The sequence below is a fragment of the Rhizobium yanglingense genome, from assembly GCF_977109285.1.
This window is the reverse complement of sequence record NZ_CDSAWY010000005.1, coordinates 987,600-1,012,549: the sequence shown is the minus strand read 5'-3', so window position 1 is coordinate 1,012,549 and position 24,950 is coordinate 987,600. Positions and strand designations below refer to the sequence as shown.

Here is a 24,950-nt window from a genome sequence, read left to right as displayed (position 1 = left end):
GCTTCGACCAAGAGATGATCGATCAACCAAACTCTTGAGAAACCGTTCGCAAGGTCGCACCGGAAGGCTCACCTACATGCACTCGAAAGTCCGCAAGACCATCATCCCGCCGCCGGTTTGGAACAAGGACGCTGTTGGACCTGAAATAGGCTGTCACGCTTCAGCAAGGCCATCTGTCAAGTAGGCTCGGCAACATTCGGATCACAATTGCGCGGCGTCCTCCGCCCTGAGGCGGCGCGCGATACGGCCGTCCAGTTCCGCTATCCGGCGGGCGAAACCAGGATTTTCCGGCTGATATGTCATGGCGTCCACAAGCATGGTGCGCGCCGTCGCAAGCTCACCGTCGAGAATGTGGCGGTTGGCCCGATGATAGAGGAAGTTTGCTCGCTCGACCGGAGAGAAAGCCGATCCGAAGCGTGCATGAAACCGGTCGGCCCAGGCCCGATGCCGGGTGATCGCGGTCACAGCGATCTGATAGGGACGCATCGGCGCCGTAACTCGGGCTGCGCGAGCCAGAGCGCGTAGACCCGGAAGATCGTCTTCGCGGCAGGCTTCGATCAGCGACAGGGCGCGTGCCGTTCCGGTGAACGCCCGAACGGTGCCATGGCCTGTCATGTGGACCGGCACGAGGTGCGTCCTCGCCTGCAGCGTCGCGATTCGAACCGCGTGCTGGTGATCGACGGCGTGGAACGGATCGAAGAACAGATAGGCCCGGCCAGCTGCGTGATCGGGCGCGATCCTCATATTGGCGTGGAGGTCGGGCGAGAAATGGCGTGCAAACCTGCCATCGAAAGGAACGGCCTTCGGATCGATCGAGACTCTGAGGGCAAAAAGCGATGGCAACGGCAGCGTTGAAGCGCCTTCGGTACCGCAACGCCGCGTAGCCGCCCTGCGAGTGCCCGTAAAGGATCCGCTCCGGTGCTGCGCGGAGGATGGGCGCGGTCGCCTCGACCGCCTTGACAACGCTCGCCGCCGGAAACCAGTTCGGCCGTCGGCTGATGAAGCCAAGCGCCGAAATGTCAGCTTTCTCGCAGAACCGCTGCCCCCAGAAGCGGCTGCCGTTCGCCTTCATTTCCATCTCGTTAAAGGTGACGAGAAGATAGGGAGATGATCCTGAACGATGTATCACCTCCAAATTTTCATCTGAAAATACGAGCATGCGGCGATCCATCAGCAATTACGAAACAAATATACTTCAATATTTGATATATACTATCCATGATAGAAATATGCGTAAAAACAGGCTTAAAATCAACTCCGTATTTATTATACCCGCGCTTGGACGATATATTTCGTAATCGCTTACTCTGAGTTACAGAAGAGACTTATCCAGTTCGTCGTGGTATTACTCACGTCCAGCGTTCACGCATGACGTGTCTCTCCTGCACGCGGCTTTACTTGAGAAGAGAGACAGGCGTAGTTGCGACGACGCAGGAAAGCCCTCCCGCTGACCTGCCATCGCCAGATTGGGTATGCATCGCTACGTCGCTAACGACGTCGTTAAACACGTGTCTTACCCCATCACCCGGTCGTCCGGCAGGCGGTGGCAATCGGTCGTTTACTTTGGCACGCAAAATGGGCTCCGAGTTTCCTCGGAGCCCATTGAGTTTGTCGTAGTATTTGGTTGCGGGGGCTCACAACCAACGATTCCTGCGATTGGTCGAGCACCGCATACCGAAGTTAGCGGCATAGTATTCAAACGTATTGTGTAGAAAACTTGCTCCCTTCACTCTTCCCTAATCGCGCGACCCAGCACTACGCTGTCAACGAGTACGGCGACTAGCACCGGGTCACGTGCGCCGCGCCACCGTTGACGGTGACGTTCCGGTCAGTGTCGACGGCCGCCGTAGCGTGACCCATATAAAGACAGCCAACCGGCAGCGAAGGCAGCCTGAGCGAGCCAGAACAGGGAAAAGACCAAACTGAATATCGCTGCGGCGCTTGCCGCAGTTCTCGCCTAGAGGTCGGCTCGGTCTCTGCCGAGGAATTGACCATCCGCTTCGGCCACCCCGGAGTTGGCCTTTCGCGGGCCCGGGAGGTCGTTGAGAAGGAATTCGCCGCAGCCAAGGACATCAAGATTGAGTGGCACTTTCTTCCGCGGCGCCGGCCCGGCGATCAACGAATCAGTTGCAGCAAAAACAGCTCGATTTCTTCCTGCTCGGCGACCTGCCGGCGATTGTCGGCCGGTCATAGACCATAAAATGCTCCGTGGACTGCAAGGACGCGGTGGCCAACGCATCAGGCGAGGCCATCTTCTATGATCATGGCTGCTCCTTTTGCGGCGATCATGGCGGTCGGAGTGTTCGTATTGCCGGACGTGATCGTGGGCATGACCGATGCATCCACCACACGAAGCCGATCGATTCCATGAAAACGAAGGCGATCGTCCACCACGGCCATCGGGTCGCTCGCTAGTCCCATTTTGGCCGTTCCGACAGGATGAAAGATCGTCGTACCGATGTCGCCGGCGGCCTTTGCCAGAGATACTTCATCATCGCCTACCGCGGGACCGGGCAGATATTCCTCGGGACGGTAGGGCCGAAGCGTCTGCTGAGCCATGAGCTTGCGCGTGACGCGGATCGCATCGGCAGCCACCCGCCGGTCTTCGTCGGTAGAGAGATAGTTTGGTCTGATCTCAGGTGCTTCGGAGACCACATGCGATTTTAGTCGGACAGTTCCGCGAGATGTCGGGCGCAAGTTGCATGCTGCGACAGTGATGGCCGGGAACCGGTGCAGGGGCTCACCGAATTTTTCCAAGGACAGCGGCTGAACGTGGAACTGGATGTTAGAACGCTCCTGCTTGGCGTCCGAGCGGGTGAATATCCCAAGCTGCGATGGTGCCATCGTGAGAGGTCCGCGGCGGCGCAGTGCATAATCGGCTCCCATCCACGCGCGATAAGCCAGCGAGTAATAACTCTCGTTGAGCGTCCGGATACCATGAACCTTGTAGATCGCCCGCTGCTGGAGGTGATCCTGCAGGTTGCGCCCGACCCCTTGTTTGTCGAGACGAACGTCGATGCCGAGCGGCGCGAGCCACTCGCCGGGGCCGATTCCAGAGCGATGCAGAATTTGCGTCGATCCGATCGATCCCGACGAAAGGATGACCTCGCCCCCGGTCCGCACTTGGAGGACTTCGCCTCCGCGTGAGAATTCGACGCCGACCGCCCGTCCGTTCTCCAGGATGAGACGATTGACAGTGACATGGGTTTCGAGGCGCAGGTTCGGGCGTGACAATGCGGGTTTGAGGAACCCCCGCGCCGACGACCAGCGCCGTCCGCATTTTTGGTTGACGTGAAAGTAGCCGACGCCCTCGTTGTCGCCAGTGTTGAAGTCAGCGACCCTTTCAATGCCCATATCTGCCGCCGCGCTGGCGACCGCGTCCAATACTTTCCAGGAAATGCGGGGGGCCTCGATCCGCCATCCGCCACCAGTCCCGTGATGTTCGCTCTCTCCGAGGAAATGGTCCTCGAGCCGCCTGAACACCGGCAAGACGTCTTCCCATCCCCAACCGTTCAGTCCCAACTGCTGCCAATGATTGTAGTCTGCAGCCTGCCCACGCATCGATATCATGGCATTGATCGCGGACGAACCTCCGATCACCTTTCCGCGCGGATAGGCTAAAGCCCGGCCGTTGAGGCCCTGCTCCGCTTCAGTTTTGAACAGCCAGTCGGCGCGGGGGTTACCGATTGCGAACAAGTATCCGACCGGGATATGGAACCAGATCCAGTTGTCCTGGCCGCCGGCCTCCAATAGGAGCACGCGCTTTCGCCGATCCTCCGAAAGCCGGTTGGCGACGATACAGCCGGCTGTCCCGGCACCCACGACGATATAGTCATATTCGCCCTCGAGCACTTTCATCATGATTGTCCTCCCTCGCCGTCACTTCGTTATTGAGGGGAGCCCATCGGTGGCTCGCACCCTACAAGCTGAGTGTCTGGCTTCTATCCTGCTCTTGTTTGTTCGATTGCCGCCCGAAGAGGCGGGCGTGATGATATGGTCCGGCTCCGGATCAGTTCCGCCCGTTTAGCGAAGGCTGGCATGAAGCCCGGCGAGCGCAGCCTCGACCTTCGCTCTTGCCGGCGGCGCGAGGGGCAGGATCGGCCGAGGCGGCTTTGCATGTATAGCGCGATTGAACTCGGCTATCGTGTAGACCACCCGCAGGCTTGAGAACTCCTTGAACAGCGACCAAATCGGCTCAAGCGTGGCGTTAAGCCGTCGGGCCTCACCAGTGTCATTTCGTTGCGCCGCCCGAACCATCGAGAGGCAAGTGTGTGGGAATATGCCGCCAAGGACGCTGTACCAGGTCGATGCGCCGGCGATCAGACCCTCGATGGAATTCCAGTCGCCACTGTAGCCAAGGGAGAAGCCGCCGCGAACGGAAGCGGCGAGTTCACTGTGGTGCGACCCGATTTGCGCAGGGTCGGGCGCCGGGCTTTTGACGGCCACGATGCCCTCGGTTCTGCTCAGCCGACCGATAAGACCAGACGTGAACCTAAAATGTGTGGTCCCTGGGTTGTCGTATATGCACAGGGGCAGTCCACCCTCGCGTGCGACAGTGGAAAAATGCTCGAACACTTCGTCGTCGGTGAGTGGCGTATAGGAGACCGGTGCTAGAAGGCCGGCCGTTGCGCCTGCCGCCCGTGCATCCTGAGCCAATCGCACTGCGTCATCCGTTCGCAAGGCACCGATGCCGGCGATGATCGGTACAGGACCGGACATATCTGCTGCAACTTCAATGGCACGGCGTCGCTCTGCACGTGACAGGTACATGTAGGTTCCGGTGCTCCCCAGAAGCCCGATCGAATCAGCTCGGGCATCCAGGAGCGGGGAGAGCAGTTGACGAAGGGCACCCAGATCGATGCTGCCGTCGTCGTTGGCCGGAGTGATTGGAAACGCAGAGAGACCGTCTGGATATGTCATTTCGTAACCCCTTGGCGTTCATGCCGGTAGTAAGCTGGCGAATTCGAATGACTGACCGGGAGCGGCTTCGAACAGCGCTTTGGTGTATGGGTCCTTTGGAGCCGCAAAAAGCTCTGCTGTCGGGCCGTGCTCAACCACGCAGCCGCTTTTCATGACAAGGATGCGATCGCAAATTTGGGCTGCGACCCGAAGGTCATGCGTGATGAACAGCATGGCGAGGTTGAACCTCTGGCGCACGTCTTCGAGAAGCTCGAGCACCTGCGCCTGGACGGAAACGTCGAGTGCGGAAACGGCTTCGTCAGCGATAAGGATCTCCGGCTCCATCGCCAGGGCGCGCGCAATGCATATGCGTTGCCGTTGGCCGCCCGAGATCCAGCGCGTCGGGTGAAAGACCGACGAGAGACATCAACTCGCGCGCGCTGTTGCGGGCGTGGTCCGGCGTAGCACCAAAATTGATCGGGCCCTCGACGATGGAAGCGCCCACCGTGCGGCGCGGATTGAGGGATCGGTAGGGATCCTGGAAGACGATCTGACAGCGCTGGCGGTGGGCCCGCAATTGCCTTTCTGGAAGATTCGCAATGTCCGCTTCGCCAGTAATGATCGCACCGGACGATGGATCGACAAGTCGCGCGATACAGCGTGCAACGGTTGACTTTCCGGAGCCTGACTCGCCGACAATGCCCAACGTTTCACCGGCTCGCAACCTGAGGTCGACGGAATTCACCGCATGGACCCCGGCGCCCTTCTTGATCAAACGGGGTGCGCCGTAAAATTTCGAGAGCTTGACCGTCTCCAGTCGGATCGGCCCGGTGTTTTCAATTCGGTTCGGGGGATTGAGCTTCGGGACAGCGTCAATCAGCATCCGGGTGTACGGTTGGCTGGCGATACTCAACACCTGGGAAGCGGCACCCTGCTCCACCAGTTTCCCTCTTTGCATGACAACAACGCGGTCAGCGATGTCGGCGACGACACCGAAGTCATGGGTAATGAAAAGCACACCCGTGCCACGGCGCTGCTGCACCTCCGCGATAAGCTTGAGGATCTGTGCCTGCGTCGTCACGTCGAGCGCGGTCGTTGGTTCATCGGCGATCAACAAGGCGGGGTCAAGAATGAGCGCCTGGGCAATCATGATGCGCTGGCGCTGGCCACCGGAGAGTTGGTGGGGATAGGACGCGTACATTCGCTGCGGATCAGGAAGGTGGACCGCTTCCATGATTGCGAGCACTTTTTTTTTCGTTCAGTAGAATTGAGATCCGTATGAATTCGCAGGACCTCGTCAATTTGCTCGCCGCAAGGGACGACCGGGTTGAGAGCAGTCATTGGCTCCTGAAAAATCATGGCCATGCGAGTTCCGCGAAGCGCGCGAAGACGCGCGGGGGAGGCCTTGAGCACATCTTCGCCCTGAAGCAAGATTTCACCTGCTCCCACCGTCAATCCTTTCGGAAGCAGGCCCATGACGGCGTGCGACGTGACGGACTTGCCCGAGCCGGACTCGCCCACAACGCAAACGATTTCCCCTGGCCCGACCGTGAATGAGATGGCCTCAACAGCGTGCGGGCGATCGGCGGATTGCGGTAGATCGACCATGAGGTTCCTGATTTCAAGAAGCGGCTTGTTCATGCGCGTTTCTCCATTTTTGGGTCGAGCACGTCACGCAGACCATCGCCGAGAATATTGATTGCAAGAACCGTCAGGCCGAGAAAAATTCCCGGAAACAGAATGTTGTGCGGGAAGAGCCGGAACAATTGCCGTCCCTCCGCCATGATGTTTCCCCAAGTGGGTATTTCTGGTGGGATGCCGATGCCGAGAAATGACAGGATCGCTTCTACCAGGATTGCCGAGGCGCAGATAAAGGTGCCTTGGACAATCAACGGCGCGACCGTATTCGGCAGGATGTGCCGGATGAGCAGAGGGAGAGTACGGGTCCCGACCGTAATTGCTGCCTCGACATAGGGTTCATGGCGCGCAGAAAGCACAACAGAACGGACCAACCGGACGACGCGCGGGATTTCAGGAACTATGATGGCGACTATGACCGTCAGTATTCCCGCACTCGACAAAGAGACAAGCGCGATCGCAAGCAATATTGCTGGAATTGCCATCAGACCATCCATTATACGCATGACGATCATGTCGAGCCATGGGAAATAGCCGGCGATCAGACCGATGGCTAATCCGAGAGTAATCGACACGACCGCCACGGTGATACCGACGAGCAGAGAGACCCGGGCGCCGTATAGAACGCGGCTGTAAACGTCCCCGCCCGAGCGAGTCCGTGCCCATCAGGTGCACGACGGTTGAACGCGTCCCGTCGTCAAGCCGCTGACTGCTTTCCGCCATGGGGACGCGGTTTCTGGCCGTTTGGGTCGATCGCGATAGGATCGACGTTCGCTAGAAGCGGTGCGGCAAGGCCGATGACGAGCATCGCGAGCACGATAATCGAACCCGTCACAACAGAAGGGTTGCGGAGGAGTTTGGAAACGAGCGCGGAACGCACGCTGAGGGGCTTGATTTCCGGTTCAGGCAAGGAGCGGACTGAGGTGTGTGCGGTCAATGGGTTATCCTCGGGTCAAAGATCGTTGTATGAGAGATCTACGATCAGGTTGATCAGGACGTAGACAAAAGCGAAAAGAAGAATGATTGCCTGGATCACCGGAAAGTCTCTGGCGAGCACTGCATCCACGGTGAGGCGTCCGAGGCCGGGTATGGAGAAGACACTTTCAGTCACGACGACACCGCCGATGAGCAGCGCGACACCAAGCCCCACCACCGTAACGATGGGCACGGCGGCGTTTTTAAGCGCGTGTCCGAAGAGCACTTTCGCTTCTGTCTGCCCCTTCGCCCGGGCAGTGCGGACGTAATCCTCGGAGAGGACCTCCAGCATGCTCGTCCGCGTCATGCGAGCGATTAGCGCGATGTAAATAACGGACAATGTTATGGCCGGCAGAACAAGGCTCTTGAACCAGGGACCGATCCCTCCCGTAATTCTCTGATAACCCTGGACGGGGAGCCATTTTAGTTCGATCGCGAACACATAGACTAGCAGATACCCGATAACTTCGAACACCGGGATCGAAAATCCGAGCACAGAGACACTCATGACAACCCGATCCACGATCGTACCTTGTCGATATGCCGCTATCGCGCCAAGCGGGATCGCGACCGTGACCGCGAGAAGAATGGTCACGACAGAGAGTGATAGTGTCGGTTCGATCCGATCGGAAATGAGGTCCCAGACCGTTTTCTTAAAAAAGAAGCTGTCGCCAAAGTTGCCAGTGACGATCTGACCGAGCCAAACGAAATATTGGGTGACGACCGGTTCTTCCAGACCAAGCTTCTGGCGAATCTCCAGGAGCTGTTGCGGCGTGGCATTGTCGCCGGCAATGATGGCGGCAGGGTCTCCAGGTGTCAGCCGCAGCATCAGGAACACCAGCGCTGCCACAACCAGCATTACCGGCACAGTCGGCAGCAAGTCGACGAAGAGTATATTGAATTCATGGGAAATACGCCTTTCCACGGAGGGAGAGAGGATCGGCCTGATCGCCGGCCGACCGACTTTTCTCACTCGTCGATTTTTTCGATGTTCCAGAACACAGGCGCTGCTGCCGGAATCCGATCCCGCCACATTCGATCGAGCGGCCCCAGGCAAGTTGAATTGTCCGAGAACGATATGTGTCGGACTTTCCGCCTCCCGAAGCTGCACAGCTTCGGCAGTGCTTTTGCGTTCTTCCGGCGTGCCCGCGAGAGCAAATTGCCGACGCAGCTCCTCCATCTTCGGGTCGTTTGGCCAGCCGAAGGCCGCTTTGTCGCCCGAGGCATTGAAAAAGGCGCCCATTACGGGGTTCAGAACGTCGGCAGACGACCAATAGGTCACCATCGCGTTCCAACCACCCTGGGACGGCGGATCCTTCCGAACGCGGCGCGAAAGAACGGTCTGCCAGTCCATCGACTGCATATCGACTACAAAGCCGCCACGCTCAAGAAGTGACTTTGCCACCGGTGCGATATTGGTCAGCACCGGGAGATCGGTTGAATGAAGAAGAACGACAGGTTCTCCTTTATAGCCAGCTTCTGCCAAAAGCTGCTTCGACTTCTCGAAGTTCGAATCAAGCTTGTCTTCCATGCCTGCGGTCGTTTCGAGCGCCGTTCCGCAAACAAACATGGCTTTGCACGTTGTAGAAGTCCGGATTGCCGATCGCCGCTTGGAGGAAATCTTCCTGGTTCAGCGCGTAGAGTGCCGCTTGACGGACCTTCGCATTGTCAAAGGGCTTCACCGCGTGATTGAAGCGCAAATTGTACTGATAGCCGTACGGGTTCCAATCGACTATTTTGACCGATGGATCGTCCTTGAGCAGCGGAAAGAGGTCGGGCCCGGGCTGTTGGATGATGTCGATCTCGCCATTGAGGAGCGCATTGACCGCCTGCTGCTGATCGGCAATCACCCTCCACTCCACGCGCTTGACTTTGGCGACCTTCCCGCCGGCAAGACCCGATGGAGCCTCGGAGCGAGGCTTGTAGCCTTCGAATTTCGTGTAGACGGCCTTGTCACCGGGACGCCATTCGTCGGCCCTGAAAGCAAACGGACCGGACCCGATGAACTCGGAAATCTGAGTGTTCGGATCTGTCTCGACGATGCGCTTGGGCATCATGAACGGTACGTTCGACGACGGCTTGCCAAGCGCGAAGACCAGAAGGCCCGTCGGCTCCTTGAGCTTGATCTCGAAGGTCAGATCATCCTTGGCTTCGATGTTCGCCACGAAGGTCATCACGGTTTGCCCGAGCGCATCGCGTGCCGCCCAGCGCTTGATCGAAGGGATGATGTCAGCCGTTGTCACAGGCTGGTTGTCGTGCCAGAGCAAGCCGGAGCGAAGGGTAAACGTGTAGGTGAGCTTGTCCTCGCTCACGGTGTAGCGATCCACCATCTGTGGCTGAATCTCGCCGTTCGCGTCCATCGCAAACAGCGTGTCGTAAATCATGTAGCCGTGATCGCGGACAATGTAGGCCGTCGTCCAGATCGGATCGACAATCCGAACATCCCCCTGCATGACGACGCGGAGCGTGTCCTTGTCGTCCTCGCCCTCAGCGAGGACGAATGCCGGCACGGACATCATGCCGCCGGTAGCCGCGAGCGCAGCGATGAAGGATCTGCGAAGCATTTTCATTGATGGCATAGCTGGTTCCCCTTTTTATTTCTATGCGAGTGAAAATTTCTCGGTATTTTGTCTTGGTAGGCGCCTGTCTTGCGCGAGATTTCGCTCCTTGGATTGCGATTTGAAGCATCGATAAGGTCGCTCGATCATGAGCGCCATTGTTCTCCGGCGGCCGATCCTGATTGGAGGCAACGTCTTGCCGGGCTGCGCGCAAAAGCTGCTGGACATCGCATCTGGCGGTTCATTTGGGTTTCCAATTTCTGGACCGTAAAATCATCACGCTCCACCGCGTTTGGAGATAGGTCCAGAATCGCGCGTATTTGGCTCCGCCCGATCCGAATCTGGTCCATCGGCAGTGTGCTTGCCGCGTATCCGCAAAAAGACCACGGCTGCCGCTACGTGATGCAGGGCTTGCCACTGTTGGGATGCAAGTCTCTTCAACTCGCCCGAGTTCTGGCCCGGTGAATTTGCCGTTATCTGGTGCTGCAAATCATGGGGCCGGCCTGTCAGTTTCTAAGACTAGGCGGAGAGGGGGCATTTCTTCCAACTTCGACCTGTTGGAGTGATCTGCCGCCGTTAATGGGGAGCATGTTATGGCTGAATTGGCATCGATGTCCGCGCTTTCACTATCGAAGGCTTATCAGAGCGCGCGAATTGTCGCCCGTGGAGGTTTTGAGTTCTTGCCTGGAGCGGATCGAACGGTTCGAGCCAAAGGTCAACGCCTTCGTTGTTCTTGATCGCGAGGGCGCGTTGAGAGCCGCGCAAGCGTCGGAGTTTCGCTGGCGCCGCGGCGAGCAACTTGGTCCCGCCGATGGCGTGCCTGCGACGATCAAAGACAACATTGCTTGGCGTGGGCTTCCCAATCGGCAAGGCTCGCTCCTGACGACAGATGCACCGGCCGCTTTCGATGCGCCGGCGGTCGCCCGATTGAAAGAAGCGGGCTGCGTCCTCCTCGGGAAAACCACGATGCCAGAGTTTGGATGGAAGGGTGTGGGCGATAGCCCGCTGACCGGCATCACCCGAAACCCATGGGATCTTTCGCGAACAAGCGGCGGATCCTCTGCCGGAGCTGCAGTTGCAGCCTTGCTCGGCATGGGCATCTTGCATCTGGGGACCGATGGCGCCGGATCAATCAGAATCCCTGCAAGTTTTTGTGGGGTCGTGGGTTTCAAACCCTCCTACGGCGCGGTTCCATCTTATCCTCTGTCCGCAATGGGTGGGCTGGCCCATCTTGGTCCCCTCGCCCGAACAGTTTCAGAAGCTGCGTTGATGCTGTCGATCATTGGTCGACCGGACCATCGCGACCCGACAGCATGGAATGAAATCCTCCGGCTTACCACGAAGGCCTGGATAAGGGAGCGGAGGGCTTGCGCGTCGGTTACTCCGTTGATCTGGGCTATGCGGATCATCTCGATCCCGAAGTCATTTCCGCCGTGAGGCGCGCGGCCGACAGACTGCGAGCCCATGGCGCTTTCGTCGAGGAGGTAAACCCCGAGCTTGATGACCCAAGCGATGTGCTCGCGACACTTTGGGAGGCTGGTGCAGCACTCATTTTGCGCACCTTTTCTGAAAGAAGACCGGTCACGCTGTGATCCCGGTATGGCAAGAGCGGCAGAGCGAGGAGAAAAAGTCGACGGTGCGAGCGTTATCGAGGCGATAACCCGCAAACGGATAGCTCTTTCGGCCAGGCTGAACCAGCTGTTCGAGCACTATGACCTCCTCGTTACGCCACAAATGCCGACCGTCGCTCTTCCTGCAGGAGCGGATACGCCACCGCCCGGGTTTGCCGGCAGGCAGGAGTGGGCAACAGACTGGTATCGGTCGGAGTTCCTTCACCTACCCGTTCAATATCGCGCAGTTGCCAGCGATTTCGGTTCCGTGCGGCTTTAATAGCGAAGGTTTGCCAATCGGAGTTCAGATTGTTCGCCCCGATTGCGCGCGGACGCGCTTGTTCTGCGAGCAGCCTGTGCTCTTGAGGCCACCATGCCTCCAGCAGCATTCGATATTTCCAGGGGACAAACCCCCATGCGTCGCTTTAAGCGGCTGTCGGCGCCGCGGCTGCGGGAGCAGGAGGGATATAATGCCTGAGGGTCTGATAATAATCGGTGCGTCACATGCCGGCGTGCAGCTTGCGGTGAAGTGCCGCGAGATGGGCTATCAGCAGCCGATCACCTTGATCAACGGGGAGAAAGACCTCCCTTAATCAGAAGCCGCCACTCTCCAAGGGCTTTCTGACACAAAGCCTTTCGACAGCAGACATCGCGCTGCGCTCCGATCGGTTCTTTGCAGAGGCCAGGATTCGAGTTCTTTCCGGAAAGCGTTGTGTAAAACTCGACCGACAGGCGCGCGCCGTGGAGCTTGAGGGCGGACGGCAGCTTCGGTATGACGCACTCGCCTTCGCGACCGGGAGCAACGCGCGAAAGCTTGCCCCAACGCTTCGGCGCTGTGCCATCTGGCGTGGTCAACCTGCGAAGTCTGAATCACTCACGGTTCGTGCAGAGTATGCGCTGACCTCCCCCAAAAACGTGGTGATTGTGGGTGCCGGTCTGATCGGCAGGCTGGAGGTGGCGTCAACGCTTGCGAGCATTGGACGGCCGCGTCGCTCTCATCGAGTTTCAGAGTAGCCAGGCGTCATGGCTCGCTCATGCTCGCCGCATATGGCTGGGGAAAATCGAGCGCCTCCATCGCACCGCCGGTGTCGAAATGCACCTCCAGGCCGGAATTTGCAGAGATCCACGAGAGGGCGGGCCGACGTAGTAGGCGTTACACTTACGAACGGGCTAAGGCTGGAAGCGAACATTTGCCTGTTCGCAATCGGTGCATCCCCCAACATCCATCTGGCACGCGATGCCGGGCTTGCCTGCGAGAATGGTATTCTCGTCGATGAATTCATGAGAACGATCGGCACCCGGGTATTTTGGCAGTGGGCGATTGTACGGCGTTTCCCAGTATACACTTTGGCGTTCCGATACGGCTCGAATGTATCCAAAACGCGCATGAACAAGCGGCCTCGGCCGCCGCAACGCTCGTTGGAACCGGCAGACCCTACGTTTCTACACCGGTGTTCTGGTCAGATCAGAAGGTCTGCAAGTTTCAGATGGTGGGATTTCTTGATGGAGTGGATATGACGGTTAAGCGCGAGGGAAAGGCGGGCGCATTCTCCCTGTGGCACTTCGCTGATCGGCATCTGCGTGCAGTCGAAAGTATCAACAACACCCATGAGCACGCGCTGGCGCACCGGATCCTGGCAAAGCAAGCACACCCCACCCCCGAGCAACTTGCCGATCCGGGCTTCGAGTTACGCGCTGCCTTGCTGGTTAGGGATCATCGCTCTCCATTTCCATTGCATTCTTGCGATTGGAACCACTCTTCATCTTCAGGAGATCTTGGCCTACAGTCAATGCTCATATCGTCACAGAACAATGGACCAGAAAGCATGGCGCGGCGGCAAGACGTTATCACAATACCTTCCCTCAGGTCCTTCGACCGGACCACCGGCCGCATCGGTCAGCAATTCACGCAGGCGCTTCGCGACGCGATTGCAAAGGGGCATCTCTAAGCCTGGTCAGCGGCTGCCCTCGACCCGAGCTCTATCTGTCTCTCTCGGCATTGCACGGGGAACAATCGTTGAGGCATTCGACCAGCTCTACGCGGAAGGCTATCTCGCGACCCGCGCTAGAAGCGGAACCATTGTTGCTAATGTTCATGAAGGCGCTTCAGAGGTGACTTCACAGGACGTGACGGTTGACATCGCGGCGCCTGACCTGCCGCTTCCGGAAAACGTCGGCCGGCTCGCTGCCGTTGGGAAGGCATTGCGTCCGCAGGGATCCCTACCGTTCGCAATCGCACATCCGGCCGGTGCTGTTGCTCCCGACGACAAATGGCGGCGCCTGGGCAATCGGGTGCGAGCAACCCGCCCCGCGGCACCTTCGGGATACATCGACCCAAGGGGACTGCCTGAACTGCGCTTGGCGATAGCCGATTATGTCCGCAAGGCGCGGGCGGTATAGGTGCAGCGCCGAACAGGTCATCATCACTGCGGGAACGCAACAGGGGTCTGTTCCTGGCGGCAACGGTGCTGCTGACCAGCGGCGATTCGGTTTGGGCCGAGGATCCGGCTTATCCGGGGATTGAGGCCGTGCTCGGCAACTTCAGCGTCACGAGCCTGTCGGGTCCCCGTCGATGGCCAGGGCCTCGACGTCAAGGAGGGCGATCCTACGATGTCCCGGCGCGCGCGCAGCCTTCGTCACGCCCTCCCACCAATATCCGCTCGGCATGCCGCATCAGCATGCCGCGACGTACGTCACTGCTTTCATGGGCACGCAACAACAATGCCTGGGTCGTCGAAGACGACTACGACAGCGAACTGCGATACGCGGGACATCCGTTCCCCTTCCTTGCAAGGGCTCGACCCGTCCCGGGTCGTCTACCTCGGCACCATGAGCAAGATGCTGTTCTCATCGCTCCGCCTCGGCTATGCGATCGTGCCGGAGCCCCTGATCGATGCCTTCGCCGGGAGCGCGCGCGATGATCGACCGCCATTCCGCCACGCCCGATCAGCATGTCCTGGCGAGTTATATGCGCGAGGGCCTCTTTGAGGCGCATGTCCGCCGAATTCCGCGGCGTGTACGCAGAGAGGCGGGCAGCGCTGATCGAGGCAATCGAACAGGAATTTCCCGCCTGGGCGACACTGCAGCCGTCGGATCAAGGCATGCATCTCCTGCTTTGGCTGCCGCTCGGTGTCGACGATGTGAAGATTGCCGACGAGGCAGGCAGGATCGGCCTGGTCGTCAGGCCGATTTCGCCGATGTTTGCCAGTCCCCCGGCCCGGTTCTGGCCTGATGCTGGGGTTTGGCGGCTTCAACCCCTGCCGAACTCCGTCGCCGCCGCGCGGCGGCTGCAAGACCGTCCTCGATGCCTCCGTCGGAGCGATACGCTGGTCCGCTTACCAAGCCCCCACACCTTGCGGCTGAGGCCTAATGCGATCCTCGCGTCGGCTACGTCGCTGCCATGACAGCTGATGCTGGTTCAGCGAAAATGACGGATACTGGTCCTGTGAAATGGACCAATTTGGGTAAAGGATGCTCCAGAAAGTACGAGCGAGCCCATTTGGCGGGTCCGAGAAATGGAGCATCCGATGAGCGACCAAGCCATCCAGACGCTGGAAGAAACCGTCGGAACCCCGCCCTTCAAGACGTGGCTCTGCGTCCTATGCGGCCTCGTCTACAGCGAGCGAGACGGCTGGCCCGACGACGGCATCCCGCCGGGAACGCGCTGGGAAGACGTGTCCGGAGGACTGGTGCCTGTCCCGACTGCGGCGCGTCCAAAGCCGATTTTCAGATGACCGAGATCTGAACCCGCCTTCAGCCCCATACAATCCACCACAGGCAAGCCGCCGAAGCACTTGCCGCCAGGAGTTCACATGTACGTGCCGCCGCACTTTGCCGAAAACCGCCCGGAGGTTCTCTTCGACCTGGTCGAGAAGAATCCGCTCGGCATCCTCGTCACCAGCGGCCAAGTCCGGCCTCGACGCTAACCACCTTCCGTTCGAGAGTGAACAGGACCGAGGGGGAGAATGGCATCCTCCACTCCCATGTCGCGCGCGCCAACCCTGTCTGGCAGGACGTGTCGACCGGCGACGAAGTGCTCGTCGTGTTCCGCGCCGCCGACGCCTACATTGCTCCCAACTGGTATCCGAGCAAGCGCGAGTTCAAGAAGCAGGTCCCGACCTGGAACTACCTCGTGGTCCACGCACACGGCCGGGTCACGATCCGCGATGACGAGCGATATGTGCGCGGCCTGGTCGCCCGCCTCACCCGCACGCATGAGGCGGCACAGGCGGACCCATGCGAAGATGACCGACAGTCCCAAGGACTATATCGACATGATGCTGAAGGCGATCGTCGGCGTCGAAATCGAGATCACCCGCCTGACGGGCAAGTTCAAGCTGAGCCAGAACCGCGAGGCGCGGGATATCCTCGAGGCAGGGAGAGATGCTGCAGAAGCAGGGAGACGAGCTGATCGGCGAGCAGCATGGTGGCCTTCGGCACGGAAAAGGCACGTCAATCCTGAGGCTCGGCCCGAGTTCTGGAGTAGTCCTATCGTGAACGCGCAATCTGTAGTTATTGTCGGCGCCGGCCACAGCGGCGCGAAGGCGGCAGCCGCCCTTCGCAAACACGGTTGGACCGGAGAACGATCACGTTGCTCGGCGACGAGCCTCATGCCCCCTATGACCGCCCGCCTCTGTCCAAGGCTGTGCTTCTCGGCAAGAAGACCAGCGAACAGTGCGCCTTCTTTCCGGCCCACCTGGTTTGGCGAAAACGATGTCGGCCTTCATGCTCGATAAATCGGTCGCAAGCATCGATCGCCGGAACAAGCGCGTCGTGCTGCGCCGATGGTCAGGACCTGCCCTACGCGAAGCTTGCTTTTGGCGACGGGCTCGGCGATCAATCGGTTGACGACACCCGGAGCCGAGCTGGACGGCGTCTGGCCGCTGCGAACGCCCCAACACGCGGAGGCGATCGCGCGCTCGTTCCGAAGCGGGCAAAAGGTCGTCGTGATCGGAGCCGGCGTGATCGGGCTGGAAGTCGCCGCGGCTGCGGTCGAGCTCGGCTGCGTCGTGCACGTCCTCGAAATGGCGCCTCATGCCATGGCCCGCAGCCTGCCGTCTGGCCGTTTCGGAGGTACTGGTTTCCGGAGCATCGTCGTCGTGGCGTGGATCTTCGCTTCGGCGTCGGGGTGGCCGCACTCGGAAGGCACGGGCACGGTCTCGTGCCGTCCGTCTTCGAGGGCGGCGACGTCATCGCCTGCGACGTCGTCGTCTACGGCGTTGGCGTCCGGCCGCGAACCGAACTGGCCGAGGCGGCCGGGCTCGCCGTCGACAACGGTATCCTCGCCAATCGGTTCCTGCAGACGGCAGGACCCCGACATTTTCGCATGCGGTGACGTCTGCCGATACGAAAGCCGCCTTTTCGGTGGCTGCCTCTGCGACTTGAAAACTGGCGCAACGCCGAAGATCAGGCGGACACGGCGGCGCGCAACATGCTTGGTCGAAGCAAAGGCGTTCGACGAGGTGCCGTGGTTCTGGAGCAATCAGTATGATTGTGCGCTTCAGGTTGCCGGCCTGCCGACGCATGGCGAAATCACTCGTACGCGGCGACGTCCGGCGCCGCGCGTCTCTTCCTGTCCCTCACAGCCGACGCCGTACGCTTCGCGGCGCAAGCGCCCTCGGCCCGGTCCGCGACGTTGCAAGCCCGATCAGAAAGCTCAAGGCAGCGATCGCTTCGGCTCCAACGATCGACATCGGGACAAACGGGAGCCCGCCAGCGAGCGATCGATGCCCTTCTGGAGAACTAGCCAAGTTCACAAACTCCGCTGCAGACGAAGCAGCGATCCGGGACCAATCGTCAGCGCCGAAATAGGCCTCGTAAGGTGGACACGTGCCAGTTCGGCACCTGTTCAGCTTGGGCAGGAGCTACAGGCGGCTACGCCTCCGTCATTCTATGCGTCAGTAAGACGCCGTCGCATCACTGGCGAAGGCCAGAAGGCAGTCACAAATATGAGGTACCGGTAATGTTAAGCGGTTTACAGCCCGATACGAAGAACTTGACACCGTCCACGATTGCAGTCGACCCTGCGATTCTATACATGGGGACGCCTGTCGTTCTTATTTCCTCGTTGAATCGAGAACGGAACGGCAAACTTGGCACCCATGTCTTCGGCATGGTGGCTAGGGTGGGGCTGCATGCTCGGCTTGAATGGCAGTTCGAAGACCGTTGAAAATATACTGCGAACCGGGCAATGCGTCCTCAACTTGCCGTCGGAAAAACAGGTCAGTTCGGTTGATCGGCTTGCCCTCACAACAGGCAGTAATACCAAGGCCCGATGAAATTGACTCACGGGATTCCGTTTTCGGGCAAATCATGATTCAACATGGCGGAAGGAGATTTCGCCATGGGAACGGCCCTCAACATCCGTCAGGACTACACGGCAGATGATCTGCGTCAGCTTGCCAGAAAGAGCCGGGACGCGGACTGGTCCCGCCGATTGCTTGCTTTGTCGGTGATCTACGAAGGCGGCTCCCGGAGCCATGCCGCATCGATTGGTGGGGGGTTGGTTTGCAGATCATCCGCGATTGGGTCGAGCGTTTCAATCAGCACGGTCCAGACGGCCTGAAGACCGGAAAGGCCAAGGGCCGTGAGCCGTTGCTGAACGACAAGCAACGCAAGGCGCTCATCGAGGCGGTCGAGAAAGGTCCCGTTCCCTATCTCGATGGTGTCGTGCGCTGGAGGCTCGTCGATCTGGTGCAGTGGCTTTGGCAGGAACACCGTATCTCGGTGAGCCGTCGCAGACGCTCGGGCGCGAACTGAATGCGATGGGCTATCGCAAACTCACGGCCCGGCCCAAGCATCATGCGCAGGATAGCCAAGCGATTGAGGAATTAAAAAAACTTCCCTGCTGCTGTGGCAGAAATTGCCGCCGGAGCAGCCCGAGGAAAACAAGTAGAGATTTCCTTCCAGGACGAGGCTCGGATCGGCCAGAAGAACAAAATCACGCGCCGTCGGGCCAGGCGCGGAACGCGACCTTCAGCACCCCACGACCAGCGCACAAAGTCGGCCTACATCTTCGGGGCGATTTCGTCCGAAGCTCGGCAAGGCAGCAGCGTTGGTGGTCATGCCCTGGTGCGACACCTACGCGATGACACGGCATCTGACCGAAATCTCCCGCCATGTCGAGGAGAACGCGCACGCCATCCTCATCATGGATCAGGCGGGCTGGCACATGTCCAACAACCTCGTTGTGCCCGGCAACATCAGCATTCTGCCGCTGCCGCCGAAATCCCCGGAACTGAACCCCGTTGAAAACCTCTGGCAGTTCATGCGCGACAACTGGCTCTCAAACCGGGTCTTCAAATCATACGAAGACATCGTAGACCATTGCTGCGACGCCTGGCGGAAACTCGAAAGTCAGCCATGGCGCATCATGTCCATCGGTCACCGCAAATGGGCCAATGAGTTCTGATCATTGAGCGATGGTATAATCCTGTTCCGAGCAACAAAGCTCCAATGGGTTTCCAACATGTAGAGGATAAGTTCAGTCTTGCTGGCCTGACCCCGATTGATTCTCATCTCGTAGCGCCCCCACGCGCATCTGAGCGTCCTGTTCAGTTAGAAGCAGAACTCGCCACAGTTCATGATTTCGGTGTCGGCAACCCGCGAATTCGCTCGCCCATGAAAGCAATTGAGGTGCGAATTGTTCGCGTGCACGCTGCCGAGAACATCTTGCGTGAAGATAACAAGGATCGGATCGACCCGGCGAAATGGCGGCCCCTGATCATGAGCTTTCGAGAATTTTATGGGCTCGGAAGCAATTTGCATCATTCGCGCCTCGGTGAGTTTCCCGAAGAGCTTTTTAAGCCGGCCGAATTTCGGCGTAGCGCTTCTAGGCCCACATAATCGCTGTTCGCGGTCAGATAACGGCCAGGGTGCAGACGGCTGCCCTGTCGCGAGTAGGCACGAGGTGGCGCTCGAAAAACTGCGGGAGATCGGAATATGTTGAAGCTGGATCGGAGGAGCATGTACCGACTGTGCGGCAGCATCGTCTGGACGTGCCATGCGCCGGTTCGGCGTAATCAGGAGTGGCCACTATAGGGTGGACAGCCGAGAGGGCCGCTTCTGGCCTTTCGACCTGAATTGAAGGCGTCATCCGAGAGGACGTTGGTTGCCGTCCTCTTGTCACCTCGCCGGCCAGCGATTTTGTAAAGCGGACGCCAGTGCCAGAAAATCCAGCCGTTTCGTAAAGCCGACGCGCGGCCTGTCGATAGTTGCTTCGATTCACCACGACGTTGACCGCACCACGCTCATGAAGCCAGCTTTCGCCATGCTCGATGAGTTGTCGCCCTAGTCCTTGGCCCCGCGCGGCCTGCGACACCACCAAGGTTGTGATCGCCCCTAGGAGACCCGCGCGGTATAGGGATGGCAGCAGTGTAAGGCAGATCACACCTGCTGCCTAGCTTCCGCTCACAGCGATGAAGATCGGCGGAATTCGTCGCGATTTAGAATGGTATCGAGACGGGCGGCCAGGTCAGCTTCCGCGGTCGGGTAGCCACGTTCGCTAAGCAGCGGCACAAGTTTTGCGCAATCTTCGGCACGCGCCGTCCGAATGTCGAACATTTGCAGTATCTCATTCTTAAACAGGTCGGCGGGTGATACTCGCCGTGTATGTCACGATAATGAAAATCTTACGCCAATCCTTCTACTGCGATCCCGGTTAAGCGGGCAACTGATGGACCATTAGGTTAGCGAAATCAGCACGTGCTGTAGTCGGATTGAGCGCGCCACCTGTGCTGGCAAATCAGACCCAAGTGCTTGAAACGTTCTGAGGCCACGGCAAAGGGAGGAGACCAGTGTTACTTTGTAGCTGGCGAGCAGCTAGGGCCCCGCCTGTGCCATCGCCGCAGCCTTCGTTTAGAAGGGGCCGGCATCCTTGGCGAGGAACCAGCCGGAAGTTGATTCCATCCTGCTCCCATGAGACGCGCGGAGCGCCAACTTACATCGGGAAGGAGAGACGAAAGCGGATCATCCCCTCCTCTGGGCATGAAACCTCCGCCACGCCCGCATGCAGCCGCATGATGGCATCGACGATCGCGACCCCCAGTCCGTGTGAAGACGAACTGCCGCTACGGGCCGCATCTGCCTGGTAAAAGCGATCGAACAACCGGTCCAACTGGTCCGGTGCCAGGCTCACACCCTCGTTCTCGACCTCGATGATCGCGTTTATCACCAGCACTGCCTGACCGCAGCCGGACCGTTGTACCTTCCCGACCATGACGAATGGCATTAACGACAAGATTGCCCACGGCCCGACGAAAAAGGTCGGCGTTGACAGTTGCAACGCCCGCAGCCTCGATGCTGAAGCGCATATCGCGCTCCAGGGCAAGGCCTTCGAAATAATCGGCAATCTTGTGAAGTTCACGGTCCATGTCGAGCGTGACTTTATCGACCACCTGTCGTCCCTCGTCCGCCCTTGCAAGGAACAGCATATTCTCGCTCAAGCGGTTGAGGTGCTCGAACTCCTCGAGGTTCGATTCCAGCACGGATTTGTATTCATCTAGAGACCTTGGCTGGGCAAGCGTGACCTGGGTCTGGCCGATCAAAACACCAAGGGGCGTGCGGATTTCATGCGCGAGATCAGCCGAAAACTGGGACAGACGCTGGTAACCATCGGTAAGCCGGTCCAGCATTGCGTTGAAGGCACCGGCCAACGCACGCAGCTCCGTTGGAGCGTCGAATGACATCCAGCCGCACATGCAGTTGCCCGGGATGAACCTCGGCAGCTTTGGTGGCCATATCCCGAACCGGCAGCAAACCACGCCGCAAAAGGGCATAGGCGATCGCGGCGGCAACGATGACACCAGCAATGGTCGCCATCAGGAAACGGTCGCGAAACGTCGCCAGCATGGCCTGTTCGTCGGTCATCGGGTGACCGGCCACAACCTCGATCGGCTCGTTGGTATCCAGTGCCTTGGTCTGCACCGAAGTCCAGTAGACCTCAATACCGGCGCTGGTGACTGTTCTGGCATTGGACGACGCAGCGGCGGTGGGCGGGGGAAGTGGGATCCCGTCTGGATTGACCTCGATCACGACCTCTCCCGAGGGATGGCGGAAAGCAAGGACGTCGCGCTCGGCGCCGAGCATCTTGGCAATAAGCAACGGCCGCTCCTTCAGTTCGCCGAGAGGATACATCTCGCTGACAAGCCGAGCATAATAGCTGGCCCGGCCCGAGACGATCGTCTCGATGCGCTGTTCCTGTGAGGAGCGCACCGAGTGATAGAAATAGATGCCAAGCGCACCGGTCAGAACGCAAAGGACTGAAGACCTGGGAGGCCATAAGCCGCAGGATGAGCGAGGATGACCTTTGACTGTTGCGCCGGATCATGCGTCGAGGCTCAGGCTGTATCCGACACTTCGGATCGTGGAAATCAGTTTTCGCCCGAAAGGCGCATCGACCTTGGCTCTTAGCCGCTTGACTGCGACGTCCACGACATTCGTATCGCTGTCGAAATTCATGTCCCAGACTTCAGAAGCGATCTGCGTGCGTGACAAGACCTCGCCCTGCCGCTTCATCAGCAGATGGAGAAGCATGAATTCCTTGTTGGTGAGCGCAATTTCGACCCCGTCTCTCGTCACTTTGCGTCGCAGCACATCCAGCCGCAGGTCCGCTACCTCGAAGACATCGCTTTCGCGCGCCAGGCCGCGACGCAGGATCGTACGGACGCGCAGTTCCAGTTCGACGAAGGAGAAGGGCTTCACCAGATAATCATCGGCTCCGAGCCGTAAGCCACGAATGCGATCGTTCACATCATCGCGCGCAGACAGAAAGATGACGGGCAGATCGCGCTGTTCACGAATGCGGCGGATAATCTCCCAGCCGTCGATGGCCGGGAGCATGACATCGAGAAGGATCAGGTCATAGACCTGCTGCATCGCCAGATGCACGCCGTCGGTGCCGGTACGCGCCAGATCCACGGCATAACCGCTCTCCCTCAGCCCCTTGCGGAGATAGTCACCGGTTTTGGGATCGTCCTCGATGATCAGGATTGCCATGTTTCTTCCCGCCCCCTGCCCCCTCTATCTCAAATCATTGTCTTCTAGCAATTCACGCGGGGCAATTCAGTGAAAGATGAATGACGAAATTGTCATTCTGGCGTCACCGCGGAGAGCGGGCCGCCGGTCTAGTTTCACCGCATCCCTTTCACCTGATAGCGAGGCTTGCAAACAATGCACCAATCCATGAAATCGACTTTCCGGTCGGCAGCACAGGCACTTACACTGCTCACCATCTTGGCCGGCGCTGCCAGTGCGGCAGATCCGGTACGCGTTCGCGGCGCCATCACCGAAGTGACGGAGGATGCAATCCACGTCAAGGCGCGAGACGGCAAGGACATTGCCGTAAAGCTCTCGGCCGGCACCATGTTCATATCCGTCGCGCTCACCGATCTGAGCGCGATCAAGCCTGACAGCTACATCGGCACGGCTGCTGCGCCGCAGCCGGATGGAACGCTGAAGGCTCTCGAGGTGCACATCTTTCCCGCCTCCATGCGTGGCGTCGGCGAGGGCTCCAGGCCATGGGACGGCGCCAAGGACAGTTCGATGACCAATGGTGCGGTCGGCAGCATTCTCGGCACCGACGGCCGCACGCTGACGGTCAAGTACGAGAACAGCGAGAAGAAGGTCTTCGTGCCTGCCGATGTTCCGATCGTCAGCCTCGAGCCGGGCGACCGCGCGCTCCTGGCAACCGGCGCGAAGCTTGTTCTGCTCGCCACGAAGGCCGAGGACGGCTCGCTGACGGCGATATCCATCAGCGTCGGCGCTAACGGCATAGCGCCACCGATGTGAGGCGCAGGATGCGACAAGAAAAGAAGGATCCACGGTCGGCAGGTCATCCTGTTGTGGTTCGCCTCACGCACTGGATCAACGTCTTTGCGATGGTGTGTATGGTGATGAGCGGAATGGGCATTTACAATGCCCATCCCATCCTGCCCTTCCGCTTCCCGGAGGAAATGACGCTTGGCGGTTGGCTTGGCGGCTCCACCGCCTGGCATTTCGCAGTGATGTGGCTCTTTGTCGGCAACGGCCTCGTCTATCTCGCCTTCGGCACGGCAAGCAATTACCTGCGTAAACGCTTGCTGACGTTGCGCCTGAGCGATCTCCTGCGCGATCTTCGCCTGGCACTGACTTTCAACCTCCGGCACGAATTCCACAGCTACAACGCCATTCAGAAGGCCATGTACCTTGGGGTTCTTCTTCTCGGCGTGTTGATGGTTGCGTCTGGCATGGTCCTCTGGAAGCCCATCCAGTTTGGCTTGTTGACGGCGCTTCTCGGCGGATTCGACTCCGCCCGTATCGTGCATTTCGCTGGTATGGCGGCTCTGTTGGGCTTTCTCGTCATCCACGTCGTCATGGTTGCCCTTGTTCCGAAAACACTGCTGTCCATGGGTTTTGGAGCGGGACTTTTGAAGGGAAGAAAGGAAAAGAGTGATGGCGGAGCAGCCTGAGCCGAAAAAGTGGCGCCCGCCACTCTGCTGGGGCGCAAACGACAAAAGAGCGGAGTTGCGCTCGGTGATCATCGCCCTCAACTGGAGAATATCAGCCGACGCCTGTTCTTTCGCCAAGGCCTGTCTTTGGGTGCTCTGACCATGCTGTCGGGCTGCAATCTCCAGGACGACACAGCTGTCGACAAGGTGCTTTGGGCGATGTCCCGTTGGAACGACCGGGTGCAGGCGCTCCTGTTCGACCGCAATCGGCTAGCGCCAACCTACCGGCCAGAAGACATCACCGACCCGTTTCCGTTCAATGCCTTCTATCCGGAAGACAGCGCGCCGGAGATCGACCTCCTGGATTACAGGCTGCAAGTCTCCGGCCTCGTCGACAAAAAGGCATCGTGGAGCCTCGATGACCTGCGCCGCTTGCCGCAGGTCTCCCAGATCACGCAGCATATCTGTATCGAGGGCTGGAGCGCGATCGGTGAGTGGAGCGGCGTTCCCCTGAGCGTCTTCCTCCAGCATGTTGGCGCGGACATGACAGCCAAATATGTCGGCTTCAAATGCGCGGACCGCTACTATTCCAGCATCGACATGCCGACAGCACTGCACCCGCAAACCATCCTGGCGCTCGACTTCGGCAAGGATCCCTTGCCGCTGAAATATGGCTCGCCCATGAAGCTCAGGGTGCCGACCAAGCTCGGCTTCAAGAACCCCAAGCATATTGTTGAGGTGTTCGTTACCAATGATTATCCGGGCGGCTACTGGGAAGACCAGGGCTACAACTGGTTCAGCGGGCTTTGAACAGCTCCGCCGCCAGCCCGAGCGCCCTGAACTTC

The 24,950-nt window shown here is 59.2% G+C and carries 23 protein-coding genes and 14 pseudogenes; 22 read left to right on the top strand and 15 right to left on the bottom strand.

What is annotated here, in order from left to right; translation table 11 throughout:
* Window positions 1-201: 201 nt before the first annotated feature.
* Window positions 202-1,159 (bottom strand): annotated as a pseudogene (locus ACW4PC_RS14600) (hypothetical protein).
* Between the two features lie 567 nt (window positions 1,160-1,726).
* Between ACW4PC_RS14600 and ACW4PC_RS14595 the strand changes: the two are divergent.
* Window positions 1,727-1,895, top strand: a pseudogene (locus ACW4PC_RS14595) (TauD/TfdA family dioxygenase); the annotation flags it as partial.
* A 343-nt stretch (window positions 1,896-2,238) separates the two neighbouring features.
* Here ACW4PC_RS14595 and ACW4PC_RS14590 read toward each other — a convergent pair.
* From ACW4PC_RS14590 to ACW4PC_RS14555, 8 genes and pseudogenes are all read right to left on the bottom strand, one after another.
* Window positions 2,239-3,861, bottom strand: coding sequence for a GMC family oxidoreductase (locus ACW4PC_RS14590; RefSeq protein WP_455874258.1), 1,623 nt, complete (start codon window positions 3,859-3,861; stop codon window positions 2,239-2,241).
* 162 nt (window positions 3,862-4,023) lie between these two features.
* Window positions 4,024-4,920, bottom strand: coding sequence for a dihydrodipicolinate synthase family protein (locus ACW4PC_RS14585; RefSeq protein WP_455874257.1), 897 nt, complete (start codon window positions 4,918-4,920; stop codon window positions 4,024-4,026).
* Window positions 4,921-4,938: 18 nt separating this feature from the next.
* Window positions 4,939-6,540 (bottom strand): annotated as a pseudogene (locus tag ACW4PC_RS14580) (dipeptide ABC transporter ATP-binding protein).
* Window positions 6,537-7,121, bottom strand: coding sequence for an ABC transporter permease (locus tag ACW4PC_RS14575; RefSeq protein WP_455874256.1), 585 nt, complete (start codon window positions 7,119-7,121; stop codon window positions 6,537-6,539). The pseudogene ACW4PC_RS14580 and the gene ACW4PC_RS14575 overlap by 4 nt, the downstream one beginning before the upstream one ends.
* Window positions 7,122-7,234: 113 nt before the next feature.
* On the bottom strand, window positions 7,235-7,474 hold the full coding sequence (locus tag ACW4PC_RS14570) for a hypothetical protein (protein ID WP_455874255.1): 240 nt from the start codon (window positions 7,472-7,474) through the stop codon (window positions 7,235-7,237).
* Window positions 7,471-8,371 (bottom strand): annotated as a pseudogene (locus ACW4PC_RS14565) (ABC transporter permease). Before ACW4PC_RS14565 ends, ACW4PC_RS14570 begins: the two are co-directional and overlap by 4 nt.
* A gap of 459 nt (window positions 8,372-8,830) precedes the next feature.
* Window positions 8,831-9,043: pseudogene (locus tag ACW4PC_RS14560) on the bottom strand (ABC transporter substrate-binding protein); the annotation flags it as partial.
* Entirely contained in the window at window positions 9,027-10,091 is a 1,065-nt protein-coding gene (locus ACW4PC_RS14555) for an ABC transporter substrate-binding protein (RefSeq protein ID WP_455874254.1), read from the bottom strand. The gene ACW4PC_RS14555 and the pseudogene ACW4PC_RS14560, both read right to left, overlap by 17 nt.
* A 69-nt stretch (window positions 10,092-10,160) precedes the next feature.
* Between ACW4PC_RS14555 and ACW4PC_RS14550 the strand changes: the two genes are divergently transcribed.
* The 17 genes and pseudogenes from ACW4PC_RS14550 (at window position 10,161) to ACW4PC_RS14470 (ending at window position 19,525) form a co-directional block, all read left to right on the top strand.
* Window positions 10,161-10,535 carry a hypothetical protein gene (locus tag ACW4PC_RS14550; protein ID WP_455874253.1) on the top strand — a complete coding sequence of 125 codons (375 nt, stop codon included), beginning with the start codon at window positions 10,161-10,163 and terminating at the stop codon, window positions 10,533-10,535.
* A 198-nt stretch (window positions 10,536-10,733) separates the two neighbouring features.
* Window positions 10,734-11,507, top strand: a complete 774-nt coding sequence (locus tag ACW4PC_RS14545) for an amidase family protein (protein ID WP_455875018.1) — start codon at window positions 10,734-10,736, stop codon at window positions 11,505-11,507.
* Between the two features lie 274 nt (window positions 11,508-11,781).
* Window positions 11,782-11,949: pseudogene (locus ACW4PC_RS14540) on the top strand (hypothetical protein); the annotation flags it as partial.
* Between the two features lie 201 nt (window positions 11,950-12,150).
* Window positions 12,151-12,273, top strand: a complete 123-nt coding sequence (locus ACW4PC_RS14535; protein WP_455875084.1) for a hypothetical protein — start codon at window positions 12,151-12,153, stop codon at window positions 12,271-12,273.
* Window positions 12,274-12,301: 28 nt separating this feature from the next.
* Window positions 12,302-13,198 (top strand): annotated as a pseudogene (locus ACW4PC_RS14530) (FAD-dependent oxidoreductase).
* Window positions 13,132-13,368, top strand: a pseudogene (locus tag ACW4PC_RS14525) (oxidoreductase C-terminal domain-containing protein); the annotation flags it as partial. The pseudogenes ACW4PC_RS14530 and ACW4PC_RS14525, both read left to right, overlap by 67 nt.
* 138 nt (window positions 13,369-13,506) lie before the next feature.
* Window positions 13,507-15,043 (top strand): annotated as a pseudogene (gene pdxR, locus ACW4PC_RS14520) (MocR-like pyridoxine biosynthesis transcription factor PdxR).
* A gap of 164 nt (window positions 15,044-15,207) precedes the next feature.
* Window positions 15,208-15,414 carry a rubredoxin gene (locus ACW4PC_RS14515; protein WP_455874252.1) on the top strand — a complete coding sequence of 69 codons (207 nt, stop codon included), beginning with the start codon at window positions 15,208-15,210 and terminating at the stop codon, window positions 15,412-15,414.
* A gap of 78 nt (window positions 15,415-15,492) precedes the next feature.
* Window positions 15,493-15,606 (top strand): FMN-binding negative transcriptional regulator, encoded by a 114-nt coding sequence (locus tag ACW4PC_RS14510; protein WP_455874251.1) that lies wholly within the window; start codon window positions 15,493-15,495, stop codon window positions 15,604-15,606.
* Between the two features lie 17 nt (window positions 15,607-15,623).
* Window positions 15,624-15,872 (top strand): annotated as a pseudogene (locus ACW4PC_RS14505) (FMN-binding negative transcriptional regulator); the annotation flags it as partial.
* Window positions 15,847-16,416, top strand: a complete 570-nt coding sequence (locus tag ACW4PC_RS14500) for an FMN-binding negative transcriptional regulator (protein WP_455874250.1) — start codon at window positions 15,847-15,849, stop codon at window positions 16,414-16,416. The pseudogene ACW4PC_RS14505 and the gene ACW4PC_RS14500, both read left to right, overlap by 26 nt.
* 48 nt (window positions 16,417-16,464) lie before the next feature.
* Window positions 16,465-16,725: pseudogene (locus tag ACW4PC_RS14495) on the top strand (FAD-dependent oxidoreductase); the annotation flags it as partial.
* Entirely contained in the window at window positions 16,683-17,015 is a 333-nt protein-coding gene (locus ACW4PC_RS14490) for an FAD-dependent oxidoreductase (protein WP_455875017.1), read from the top strand. The pseudogene ACW4PC_RS14495 and the gene ACW4PC_RS14490, both read left to right, overlap by 43 nt.
* A gap of 127 nt (window positions 17,016-17,142) precedes the next feature.
* On the top strand, window positions 17,143-17,643 hold the full coding sequence (locus ACW4PC_RS14485; protein WP_455875016.1) for an oxidoreductase C-terminal domain-containing protein: 501 nt from the start codon (window positions 17,143-17,145) through the stop codon (window positions 17,641-17,643).
* Window positions 17,643-17,943 (top strand): annotated as a pseudogene (locus ACW4PC_RS14480) (flavin reductase family protein); the annotation flags it as partial. The gene ACW4PC_RS14485 and the pseudogene ACW4PC_RS14480, both read left to right, overlap by 1 nt.
* 80 nt (window positions 17,944-18,023) lie before the next feature.
* Window positions 18,024-19,091 (top strand): annotated as a pseudogene (locus ACW4PC_RS14475) (IS630 family transposase).
* Between the two features lie 44 nt (window positions 19,092-19,135).
* Window positions 19,136-19,525 (top strand): hypothetical protein, encoded by a 390-nt coding sequence (locus ACW4PC_RS14470; RefSeq protein ID WP_455874249.1) that lies wholly within the window; start codon window positions 19,136-19,138, stop codon window positions 19,523-19,525.
* Between the two features lie 13 nt (window positions 19,526-19,538).
* On the opposite strand, the gene ACW4PC_RS14465 is transcribed toward ACW4PC_RS14470, so the two are convergent.
* From ACW4PC_RS14465 to ACW4PC_RS14455, 3 genes are all read right to left on the bottom strand, one after another.
* Window positions 19,539-20,069 carry a GNAT family N-acetyltransferase gene (locus tag ACW4PC_RS14465; RefSeq protein WP_455874248.1) on the bottom strand — a complete coding sequence of 177 codons (531 nt, stop codon included), beginning with the start codon at window positions 20,067-20,069 and terminating at the stop codon, window positions 19,539-19,541.
* Between the two features lie 20 nt (window positions 20,070-20,089).
* Complete coding sequence (locus tag ACW4PC_RS14460; RefSeq protein WP_455874247.1) at window positions 20,090-20,242, bottom strand: hypothetical protein; 153 nt, start codon at window positions 20,240-20,242, stop codon at window positions 20,090-20,092.
* A 376-nt stretch (window positions 20,243-20,618) separates the two neighbouring features.
* On the bottom strand, window positions 20,619-20,897 hold the full coding sequence (locus ACW4PC_RS14455; RefSeq protein ID WP_455874246.1) for an ATP-binding protein: 279 nt from the start codon (window positions 20,895-20,897) through the stop codon (window positions 20,619-20,621).
* Between ACW4PC_RS14455 and ACW4PC_RS14450 the strand changes: the two genes are divergently transcribed.
* Window positions 20,896-21,183: a hypothetical protein gene (locus ACW4PC_RS14450; protein WP_455875083.1), complete on the top strand. Its 288-nt coding sequence runs from the start codon at window positions 20,896-20,898 to the stop codon at window positions 21,181-21,183. The genes ACW4PC_RS14455 and ACW4PC_RS14450 overlap by 2 nt on opposite strands.
* On the opposite strand, the pseudogene ACW4PC_RS14445 reads toward ACW4PC_RS14450, so the two are convergent.
* From ACW4PC_RS14445 to ACW4PC_RS14435, 3 genes and pseudogenes are all read right to left on the bottom strand, one after another.
* Window positions 21,142-21,312: pseudogene (locus ACW4PC_RS14445) on the bottom strand (histidine kinase dimerization/phospho-acceptor domain-containing protein); the annotation flags it as partial. The gene ACW4PC_RS14450 and the pseudogene ACW4PC_RS14445 sit on opposite strands and share 42 nt — an antisense overlap.
* Window positions 21,260-21,781, bottom strand: a complete 522-nt coding sequence (locus ACW4PC_RS14440; RefSeq protein ID WP_455874245.1) for a hypothetical protein — start codon at window positions 21,779-21,781, stop codon at window positions 21,260-21,262. The pseudogene ACW4PC_RS14445 and the gene ACW4PC_RS14440, both read right to left, overlap by 53 nt.
* A 222-nt stretch (window positions 21,782-22,003) precedes the next feature.
* Window positions 22,004-22,675, bottom strand: a complete 672-nt coding sequence (locus tag ACW4PC_RS14435; RefSeq protein ID WP_455874244.1) for a heavy metal response regulator transcription factor — start codon at window positions 22,673-22,675, stop codon at window positions 22,004-22,006.
* Window positions 22,676-22,861: 186 nt separating this feature from the next.
* Between ACW4PC_RS14435 and ACW4PC_RS14430 the strand changes: the two genes are divergently transcribed.
* The 3 genes from ACW4PC_RS14430 (at window position 22,862) to ACW4PC_RS14420 (ending at window position 24,915) form a co-directional block, all read left to right on the top strand.
* The gene (locus tag ACW4PC_RS14430; RefSeq protein ID WP_455874243.1) at window positions 22,862-23,467 is read left to right on the top strand and encodes a hypothetical protein; all 606 of its coding nucleotides are present in this window, start codon (window positions 22,862-22,864) and stop codon (window positions 23,465-23,467) included.
* Window positions 23,468-23,520: 53 nt separating this feature from the next.
* On the top strand, window positions 23,521-24,126 hold the full coding sequence (locus ACW4PC_RS14425) for a cytochrome b/b6 domain-containing protein (RefSeq protein WP_455874242.1): 606 nt from the start codon (window positions 23,521-23,523) through the stop codon (window positions 24,124-24,126).
* A 141-nt stretch (window positions 24,127-24,267) separates the two neighbouring features.
* Window positions 24,268-24,915 carry a molybdopterin-dependent oxidoreductase gene (locus ACW4PC_RS14420; RefSeq protein ID WP_455875015.1) on the top strand — a complete coding sequence of 216 codons (648 nt, stop codon included), beginning with the start codon at window positions 24,268-24,270 and terminating at the stop codon, window positions 24,913-24,915.
* Window positions 24,916-24,950 lie beyond the last annotated feature (35 nt).

Bases quoted from the DNA above. Each gene is read 5' to 3' on its own strand.
- ACW4PC_RS14555 (WP_455874254.1), bottom strand. From the start codon at position 10,091: ATGCCATCAATGAAAATGCTTCGCAGATCCTTCATCGCTGCGCTCGCG.
- ACW4PC_RS14470 (WP_455874249.1), top strand. From the start codon at position 19,136: ATGGGTTTCCAACATGTAGAGGATAAGTTCAGTCTTGCTGGCCTGACC.
- ACW4PC_RS14590 (WP_455874258.1), bottom strand. From the start codon at position 3,861: ATGATGAAAGTGCTCGAGGGCGAATATGACTATATCGTCGTGGGTGCC.
- ACW4PC_RS14450 (WP_455875083.1), top strand. From the start codon at position 20,896: ATGACGAATGGCATTAACGACAAGATTGCCCACGGCCCGACGAAAAAG.
- ACW4PC_RS14500 (WP_455874250.1), top strand. From the start codon at position 15,847: ATGACGAGCGATATGTGCGCGGCCTGGTCGCCCGCCTCACCCGCACGC.
- ACW4PC_RS14420 (WP_455875015.1), top strand. From the start codon at position 24,268: ATGCTGTCGGGCTGCAATCTCCAGGACGACACAGCTGTCGACAAGGTG.
- ACW4PC_RS14515 (WP_455874252.1), top strand. From the start codon at position 15,208: ATGAGCGACCAAGCCATCCAGACGCTGGAAGAAACCGTCGGAACCCCG.
- ACW4PC_RS14460 (WP_455874247.1), bottom strand. From the start codon at position 20,242: ATGTTCGACATTCGGACGGCGCGTGCCGAAGATTGCGCAAAACTTGTG.
- ACW4PC_RS14430 (WP_455874243.1), top strand. From the start codon at position 22,862: ATGAAATCGACTTTCCGGTCGGCAGCACAGGCACTTACACTGCTCACC.
- ACW4PC_RS14535 (WP_455875084.1), top strand. From the start codon at position 12,151: ATGCCTGAGGGTCTGATAATAATCGGTGCGTCACATGCCGGCGTGCAG.
- ACW4PC_RS14435 (WP_455874244.1), bottom strand. From the start codon at position 22,675: ATGGCAATCCTGATCATCGAGGACGATCCCAAAACCGGTGACTATCTC.
- ACW4PC_RS14455 (WP_455874246.1), bottom strand. From the start codon at position 20,897: ATGGTCGGGAAGGTACAACGGTCCGGCTGCGGTCAGGCAGTGCTGGTG.
- ACW4PC_RS14585 (WP_455874257.1), bottom strand. From the start codon at position 4,920: ATGACATATCCAGACGGTCTCTCTGCGTTTCCAATCACTCCGGCCAAC.
- ACW4PC_RS14510 (WP_455874251.1), top strand. From the start codon at position 15,493: ATGTACGTGCCGCCGCACTTTGCCGAAAACCGCCCGGAGGTTCTCTTC.